The sequence below is a fragment of the Paracoccus fontiphilus genome (assembly GCF_017356265.1).
GTDB lineage: Bacteria > Pseudomonadota > Alphaproteobacteria > Rhodobacterales > Rhodobacteraceae > Paracoccus > Paracoccus fontiphilus.
Genome location: NZ_JAFNAW010000046.1, coordinates 21,964 through 29,858 on the forward strand (window position 1 = coordinate 21,964; position 7,895 = coordinate 29,858).

General features: G+C 65.9%; 4 protein-coding genes, 1 tRNA gene, 1 other RNA gene and 1 pseudogene. 2 read left to right on the top strand and 5 right to left on the bottom strand.

Annotation, left to right across the window (positions count from 1 at the left end):
* Positions 1 to 6: 6 nt before the first annotated feature.
* Positions 7 to 1,014, bottom strand: a complete 1,008-nt coding sequence (locus tag J0F76_RS14635) for an IS30 family transposase (RefSeq protein WP_207470567.1) — start codon at positions 1,012 to 1,014, stop codon at positions 7 to 9.
* 414 nt (positions 1,015 to 1,428) lie between these two features.
* On the opposite strand from J0F76_RS14635, the gene J0F76_RS14640 reads away from it, so the two are divergent.
* Both J0F76_RS14640 and J0F76_RS14645 read left to right on the top strand, forming a co-directional pair.
* Positions 1,429 to 1,502 (top strand) — tRNA-Thr (locus J0F76_RS14640).
* A 463-nt stretch (positions 1,503 to 1,965) separates the two neighbouring features.
* Entirely contained in the window at positions 1,966 to 2,841 is an 876-nt protein-coding gene (locus J0F76_RS14645; protein WP_207470569.1) for a hypothetical protein, read from the top strand.
* A 29-nt stretch (positions 2,842 to 2,870) separates the two neighbouring features.
* On the opposite strand, the pseudogene J0F76_RS21365 reads toward J0F76_RS14645, so the two are convergent.
* From J0F76_RS21365 to acnA, 4 genes and pseudogenes are all read right to left on the bottom strand, one after another.
* A pseudogene (locus tag J0F76_RS21365) lies at positions 2,871 to 3,814 on the bottom strand (DUF2189 domain-containing protein).
* A gap of 182 nt (positions 3,815 to 3,996) precedes the next feature.
* Positions 3,997 to 4,164, bottom strand: coding sequence for a 50S ribosomal protein L33 (rpmG, locus tag J0F76_RS14655; RefSeq protein ID WP_022707377.1), 168 nt, complete (start codon positions 4,162 to 4,164; stop codon positions 3,997 to 3,999).
* Positions 4,165 to 4,294: 130 nt separating this feature from the next.
* Positions 4,295 to 4,667, bottom strand: an RNA gene (rnpB, locus tag J0F76_RS14660) — RNase P RNA component class A.
* A gap of 90 nt (positions 4,668 to 4,757) precedes the next feature.
* Positions 4,758 to 7,478, bottom strand: a complete 2,721-nt coding sequence (gene acnA, locus J0F76_RS14665; RefSeq protein WP_207470571.1) for an aconitate hydratase AcnA — start codon at positions 7,476 to 7,478, stop codon at positions 4,758 to 4,760.
* Positions 7,479 to 7,895: the final 417 nt, after the last annotated feature.

Below are 7,895 nucleotides of genomic sequence, written 5' to 3' on the forward strand. Positions count from 1 at the left end.
GGTTTGTCATGGTGCCTCCAGTCTTATCAGTTCATCTCGAAACGCTTCGATGGGTGTCCGGTAGCCCAGGCACTTCCGGGGCGTGGCGTTCAGGCGCTGACACATCATTCTCATCCAACGAGGCGTCAGCTGCAACACAGCGGTGTCTCGGGGCAGGTAGCGACGGAGCCGCCTGTTCATGTTCTCGACCGAGCCTTTTTGCCAAGGCGCCTGCGGATCGCAGAACCACGCCTTCGTGCCCATGCCACTCTCCAGCTCGCGCCAGGCCACGAACTCCAGGCCGCGGTCAAAGGTGATCGAGCGCCGCGCCTCGGCGGGCAGGGGTGACATCTCGTGGATCAGGCGGTTCATGAGGGGCTTGGATTTCCGATCGTTGTTGCGCAGCAGAACCGTGTAGCGGGTCTTGCGTTCGATCAGCGTCGCCACATTGGCATCGCCCTGAGCCCGCTCAAAGATCATCAAATCACCCTCCCAATTCCCGAACTGGCTCCGGTCGTTGATCTCGGGCGGCCGGTTGTGAATGCTTGTTTCCGCGGGGAAAACCCGGTTGCGGGGTGAGCGGGCATAGCGTGGCTTCCGCTTTCGGCGCCGCTCGGGCAGGAGGCGTGCCAGTTGCGCGGACTGGCCTTCGGCCGAATAGACATACTGATAGATCGTCTCATGACAGAGCCGGTGCGGGGCGCCGCGTTCAATCCTGAGCCGGCCTGCAATCTGTTCCGGAGACCAGCCTTCGTGCAGACAGCGGATCACTTCGGCGCGTAAGTCCGGAAGACGCTCGAGCTTGCGCCGGCGGGAACGCCTGCGGTCGGCCTGGGACTGAGCCGTCACATGCCAGTAGCCATCAGCCTGCGGGACATCCTTGTCATGCCACCAGTTGCGCTTGACTTCGCGGGTGATGGTCGAGCGACTGCGGCCGAGCATCTGCGCAATCTTCGTCTTCGGCACCTTGGCCTGCAACAAACGCGCAATCACGCGGCGTTCGTCCAGCGTCAGGTTGGTGAAAGGGCGCCTCATCACATCCTCCTGAATAGCTTCAGGAAACTATCGAGTGATGCATTCCAGAATGGAATGTGCCGCCGCGCGCCACAATCTGCCGCGAACGACGATGTAGCGCTTGTCCGGCGTCAGTGGAGGCGCGGCGGCTTCAGCCATGACGCCCTGCGACGGCAAGGGAGGCGCATCGCACGCGCGCCGCGCGCGTGAAGTGATACGCCAACAGGGCAGCGGGTCTATCCATGATCCATGAACGTCTTGCGCGAGGAAAAAGCCGCCTTGCCATCAGGGTTTGATAAAGGGGCCGCGTCAAGCCGATGTGGTGCCTCTTGCGCGCAACTCTGCCAGGGGTGCTGCCGAGGCGGATGATTGACCGCAGACAAGCCTCTGTCTGCTTGCCCGAACGGCGCTCGTCGTTTAAACAGGCATGGCGTCGCCCTCTTAGCTCAGCTGGCCAGAGCAACCGCCTTGTAAGCGGTAGGTCGTCCGTTCGAATCGGACAGGGGGCACGCGCCGCGTTCACCGGCATGGGTGCAGGCTGAACAGATCGCTCCATCCGGACCAAGCCGCGCTTGGGGATTGCAAGCGCGCGACGCCGAAGTTCGTGGATCAGCCGATCCCTGCGGAAATCGGGACACGGCCCCTCCGCCCGAGCCATGGCGGCTCAGGGGCCGGGCGCATGGCACTTTCCCGCGCCTTGGGGGGGGAACGGTCGGTTGTCCTGCCGACGTCTCCTGCAGGAAAGACCTTCCTGGGCCTTCATGGCGGTGTCGGGCGAAAAGGGCATCGCCCCGCTGCGCCACAGGCCTGGGCGGCCTTGGCCAGCGTGCCCCTGGGTGAACTCACTTCCCAGCCTTGCCGGGGTCGGCCCAAGCCGCTTGCGCGGCGAATGCGGTTTGACTGCGCAACCTGCCTCGCTACTGTGCGGCATCACCCGCGCAGGTTGAGACGAAGAAAAGGGACGATTTCGATATGCAGATGGTGTTTCATCTGGGGGTGCACGGCACGGATGGCGACAGGCTGCTGAAGACGCTGCTGAACAACCGCGACGGGCTGATGCAGAACGGCACCGATGTCATCACCCCGAACCGCCATCGCGGGTTGTTCGAAGAGGCGCTGATGTCGCTGAAGGGCGGGCCCGCCACCGCCGAGATGCAGCAGATCATGCTGGACGCGGTGCTGCACAGCGAGACCCCCAGCCGCGCGGTCTTTTCCACGCCCACCTTCATGGGCGCGCCGGGCCGGGTGGTCGGGCAGACCGGGCTTTATCCCCAGATGGGCGCCCGGGCGGCCGCGCTGGCCAATCTGTTCCCCGATCACGAGGTCGAGTTCTTCCTGGCCATCCGCAATCCGGCCACCCTGATCGCCGAGGTGCTGCCGATCTTCACCGGCGGCGGCTATCATGTGCTGATGCAGGGCCGTCATCCGCTGGACTTGCGCTGGCGCGATGCCATCCAGGGGCTGTTGCGCGCCGTTCCGGGGCATCGCGTGGTGATCTGGTGCCACGAGGACGTCCCCCTCATCTGGCCCGAGATCGCCCGCCTGGTCGGCAACGTGGCCCCGGATGTCCCCCTGAAGGGCGGGATGATGTATCTTGAGGAGATTCTGGACGACGCCGGGCTGACCCGTCTCAAGGAGGCCTTGTCCGCCCAGGACCGGCTCAGCATCGCGCAGCGCCGCGAGATGTCCTCGCAGGTGATCGAAAGCCATGCCCTGCCTGCCGTCCTGGATCAGGTGATCGACCTGCCGGGCTGGAGCCAGGACCTGGTGGACCGGGTGACCGAGACCTATCGCGCCGACGTGGCGGAAATCGCCGTGCTGCCGGGGGTGGAGTTCGTGCTGCCCTAAGGCGCTGTCCCGGCGACCCGGCGACCGCCCTAGCGTCCGGGTCGGGTTTCCTGGTCCGGCCAGGCCACGGCCCGTCGATACAAGTGCCACGTCGCATGGCCGAGAATGGGCAGCACGACGATCAGCCCGGCGAAAAACGGGATCATCCCCAGCAGCAGCGACAGCGCGACGATCAGCCCCCACAGGGCGGTCGGGCCGGGGTTGCGGCGCGCGACGGCGATCGAGGTCGCCAGCGCCACGGGCACGCCCACCGGCCGGTCGATCAGCATCGGAAAGGACACCAGGCTGATGCAGAGCACCACGGCCGCGAAGACAAAGCCGGTGGCGAGCCCGGCAAGGATCATTCTCCAGCCTTCGTTCGTGGTGAAAGCCTCGTGGAGAAAGGCCGAAAGGCTGCCCTGGGGATCGGGCCCGAGGGTGGCTGCCCAGATCCCGTGCGCGGCAAAGAGCCAGACGACGAAGACCACGGCAAGAAGAAGGCCCAGCATCAGCACCGGTCCCATCACCCGGCCCGTCAGCGTGCCCAGCGCCGCGCCCCAGTCCGCCGGCTCATCTCGTAAAGGCCGACCGCCGCGACCGGCCCCACCAGCGGAAATCCCGCGACCAGCGGGAACAGCAGGTGCACCTGTCCCGTGTTGAAGGCCCAGACGGCAAGGACGAAGCCGATCACGGGATAAAGCGCCACCGCGATGATCACGTCCGAGCGCAGGGCGGTGAAGTCCTCGGACCCCTTGCGCAGCGCCGCGCGGATGTCGCCCCCGTCGATGTTTCTGACCTCGGGCCGGATCATCTCGTGGCTGCCGATCCCCTCGACCGCCGAGCCGAGGCCGCGGCCCATGCCGGCCAGCCGTTGCGCGCTCCAACTGACGGGGTTTCCGATCGTCTTGTCAGGCATGGCTGCATCCTCCCTTGCTGGAGGGCCCGCACCCGGGCGAGGCGTCAGCCGGAGAACCCGGCACCCGCCCGCGATCATGCCGGGCCGAACCGTCCTCGGGGGGCAGTCTAGCAGATGCGGGGCAAGGTTGCACGGGTGGAATCAGGCGCGGGGGTCTTCGACGCCGACGGAGCCGCGCCGCCCCGCAACAGAAAAGGGCGCCCGCGGGCGCCCTTGTTCCGTAGGCCGAACCATCGGTCCGGTCCCGTCCGGCAAGATCCTTACTTGATCTTGCCTTCCTTGTATTCGACGTGCTGACGGACAACCGGGTCGTATTTGCGGACGGTCATCTTCTCGGTCATGGTGCGGGCGTTCTTCTTGGTCACGTAGAAGTGGCCCGTGCCGGCGGTCGAGTTCAGCCGGATCTTGATGGTGGTCGGCTTCGCCATGGTATCGCTCCTGCTTCGGGGCAATCGCGCGGCGCAGACCCCGTGGAATTCGTTTGGAGCCCGCCTTTTACCCACCGGCAGGCCGAAGTCAACCCGAATCGCCGGGGAAATCACGGCGAAAGGGGTCAGATTGCGCGGAGGGCCTGTAAGCCGGATTCTGTCCACCGCTTTCGCGGCTGGATGACCATTCCTCTGGCCCGGCGGTTGCCCGCCGGATCAAGCTGCCTACCCGGACCTGCTGGGGCAAGGCGGCCCTGCGGGGTTGCCCCCGCGCGCGGTCCCTATTCGGCATTGCTCCCGGTGGGGCTTGCCATGCGGGGCCTGTTGCCAGGCCCCCGGTGGGCTCTTACCCCACCGTTTCACCCTTGCCGCTGCGGACAGCGGCGGTCTGTTCTCTGTGGCGCTTTCCCTGGGGTTGCCCCCGCCGGGCGTTACCCGGCACCGTCGCCTCATGGAGTCCGGACTTTCCTCGACGTTGCCGCCGCGGTCATCCAGCCCTCCGCGCAGGGGGGATATGGCGGGGAAGGGGGTCGGGGTCAATGAAAAACCCCCGCTGCGGGACAGCGGGGGTTTCGCGTGGCTATCGGACCGGATCAGGCGCGGGCCAGGTTGCGCAGCACGTAATGCAGCACGCCGCCGTTCTTGAGGTATTCGATCTCGACCTCGGTATCGACGCGGGCCTTGAGCTGGATCTCCTTCACGGTGCCGTCGGCATAGCGGATGGTGCAGGGCACCAGCGACAGCGGCTTGAAGTCGCCCGCAAGGCCGTGGATCGACACCACCTCGTCGCCCTTCAGGCCCAGCGTCTTGCGGTTCTCGCCCGGCAGGAACTCGAACGGGACGACGCCCATGCCTACCAGGTTCGAACGGTGGATGCGCTCGAAGGACTCGACGATGACCGCCTTGACGCCCAGCAGGTTGGTGCCCTTGGCCGCCCAGTCGCGGGACGATCCGGCGCCGTATTCGATGCCGCCGAAGATCACCAGCGGCGTGCCGGCGTCCTGATAGGCCATCGAGGCGTCGAAGATCGTCGTCTGCTGCCCGTCCGGACCCTTGGTGAAGCCGCCTTCCACGCCGTCCAGCATCTCGTTCCTGATACGGATGTTGGCGAAGGTGCCGCGCATCATGATCTCGTGGTTGCCGCGACGCGAGCCGTAGCTGTTGAAGTCCTTGGGCGCGACCTGCCGTTCGGTCAGGTACTGGCCCGCAGGCGTGGTCGGCTTGAACGAACCGGCCGGGCTGATGTGGTCTGTGGTGATCATGTCGCCCAGGATCGCCAGGACGCGCGCGCCGTCGATGTCGCTGATGACGCCCGCCTCCTTGGCCATGCCGCGGAAGTAGGGCGGGTTCTGGATATAGGTCGAGGTCGGCGGCCAGTCATAGGTCTCGCTGTCGGTGACCTCGACCGCCTGCCAGCGTTCGTCGCCCTTGAAAACGTCGGCGTATTTCGACTGGAACGCCTCTCGCGTCACCGTCGCATGAACCAGATCGGCGATTTCCTGGTTGGTGGGCCAGATGTCCTTCAGATAGACATCCTTGCCTTCCGGGGTCTGCCCGATCGGGTCCTTGGTCAGATCCACGTTCAGATCGCCCGCGATGGCATAGGCCACGACCAGCGGCGGCGAGGCCAGGAAGTTCGCGCGCACGTCGGGGCTGATGCGCCCTTCGAAGTTGCGGTTGCCCGACAGCACGGCAGTCGCGACCAGGTCGTTGTCGTGGATCGCCTTGCTGATCGCCGGATCGCCCAGCGGCCCCGAGTTGCCGATGCAGGTGGTGCAGCCGTAACCCACAAGGTTGAAGCCCAGGGCGTCCAGATCTTCCTGCAGGCCGGCGGCTTCCAGGTATTCGCCCACGACCTGCGAACCGGGCGCCAGCGAGGTCTTGACCCAAGGCTTGCGGTTCAGGCCAAGCGCGCGGGCCTTCCGCGCCACCAGACCGGCTCCGATCATGACGTAGGGGTTCGAGGTGTTGGTGCAGGACGTGATCGCCGCGATCACTACCGAGCCGTCGCGGATGGAATAGTCCGTGCCTTCGACCGGAACGGTGCGCACGGCGTCACGAACCATCACCTCACCGTCCTGCGCGCCGCCGCGATAATCCGCGACCAGCTTGCCGAAGGTGGAGGCGGAATCGGTCAGCGGCAGGTAATCCTGCGGGCGCTTGGGGCCCGAGATCGCGGGCACGATGGTGCCCATGTCCAGTTCCAGCGTCGAAGAATAGATCGGCGCATAATCCGCGCCGCGCCAGAAGCCGTTTTCCTTCGCATAGGCTTCGACCAGGGCGATGCGATCCTCGTCGCGGCCGGTGTTGCGCAGATAGCGCAGGGTTTCATCGTCGATTGGGAAGAAGCCGCAGGTGGCGCCGTATTCGGGGGCCATGTTGGCGATGGTCGCGCGGTCGGCCAGCGGCAGGTTGTCCAGCCCCTCGCCGTAGAATTCGACGAACTTGCCGACGACGCCGTGCTTGCGCAGCATCTGCACGACCTTCAGCACGAGGTCGGTGGCCGTCGTGCCCTCGACCATGCGGCCGGTCAGCTTGAAGCCCACGACCTCGGGGATCAGCATGGACACGGGCTGGCCCAGCATCGCGGCCTCGGCCTCGATCCCGCCGACGCCCCAGCCCAGGACGGCCAGGCCGTTGACCATGGTGGTATGCGAGTCGGTGCCCACCAGGGTATCGGGATAGGCGACAAGGGCGCCGTTCTGGTCGGTGTCGGTCCAGACGGTCTGAGCCAGGTATTCCAGGTTCACCTGGTGGCAGATGCCGGTTCCCGGCGGCACCACGCGGAAGTTCTGGAACGCGTTCTGGCCCCATTTCAGGAACTGGTAACGCTCGATGTTGCGTTCGTATTCCAGATCCACGTTCTTCTGGAAGGCGCGGGGGTTGCCGAATTCGTCGATCATCACCGAATGGTCGATGACCAGATCCACCGGGTTCAGCGGGTTGATCTTCTGCGCGTTGCCGCCCAGGCCGATGATCCCGTCGCGCATCGCGGCCAAGTCCACGACTGCCGGAACGCCGGTGAAGTCCTGCATCAGCACGCGGGCAGGGCGATAGTTGATCTCGCGCGGGTTCTTGCCGCCCAGCGACGCCCATTCGCCGAAGGCCTTGATGTCGTCCACCGACACCGAGAAGCCGCCATCCTCGAAGCGGAGCAGGTTTTCCAGCACGACCTTCAGCGCGGCGGGCAGTTTCGAAAAGTCGCCGAGTCCGGCTTCGGTCGCGGCGGCGATGGAATAATAGGCGTAATCCCTGCCGCCCGCCGTCAATGTGCGGCGCGTCTTGGCGGTGTCGGTTCCGATCTGGATGGGCATGGGGGCCTCCCTGTCTGCGAATTGGATGGGTCGGGCGTGCGTGGCCTTGCTTTGCCCGATGCCGCGTGGCAGCGCAAGGGCGACACGCGGCAAATTGTATGCAGTCGTATACCATATGGGATGCCGTTGCTCAAGAGCAACGGGACGGATGGTCACGCGGGCCGTCTAACAAAGCGTTGATTTGTTCCCGGCCCATGCCGGACGCTATGCAGGAAGGCAATTCTAGCAGCTATCGGACACGGAATGCTGACCGCATCGGCAGCCCTACGCACCAGAACGCTTGTCGCGGCCGCGCTTTGCGGCCTGGGGGTCGTCTTTGGCGGCATGGCCGTGGCCCAGGGGCCTGCGGGCGACGGACCGGGCGGCGCGGCGCATGACGGCGGCGGCCCCGGCGGCCAGGGCAGGGCGGGCGGACAG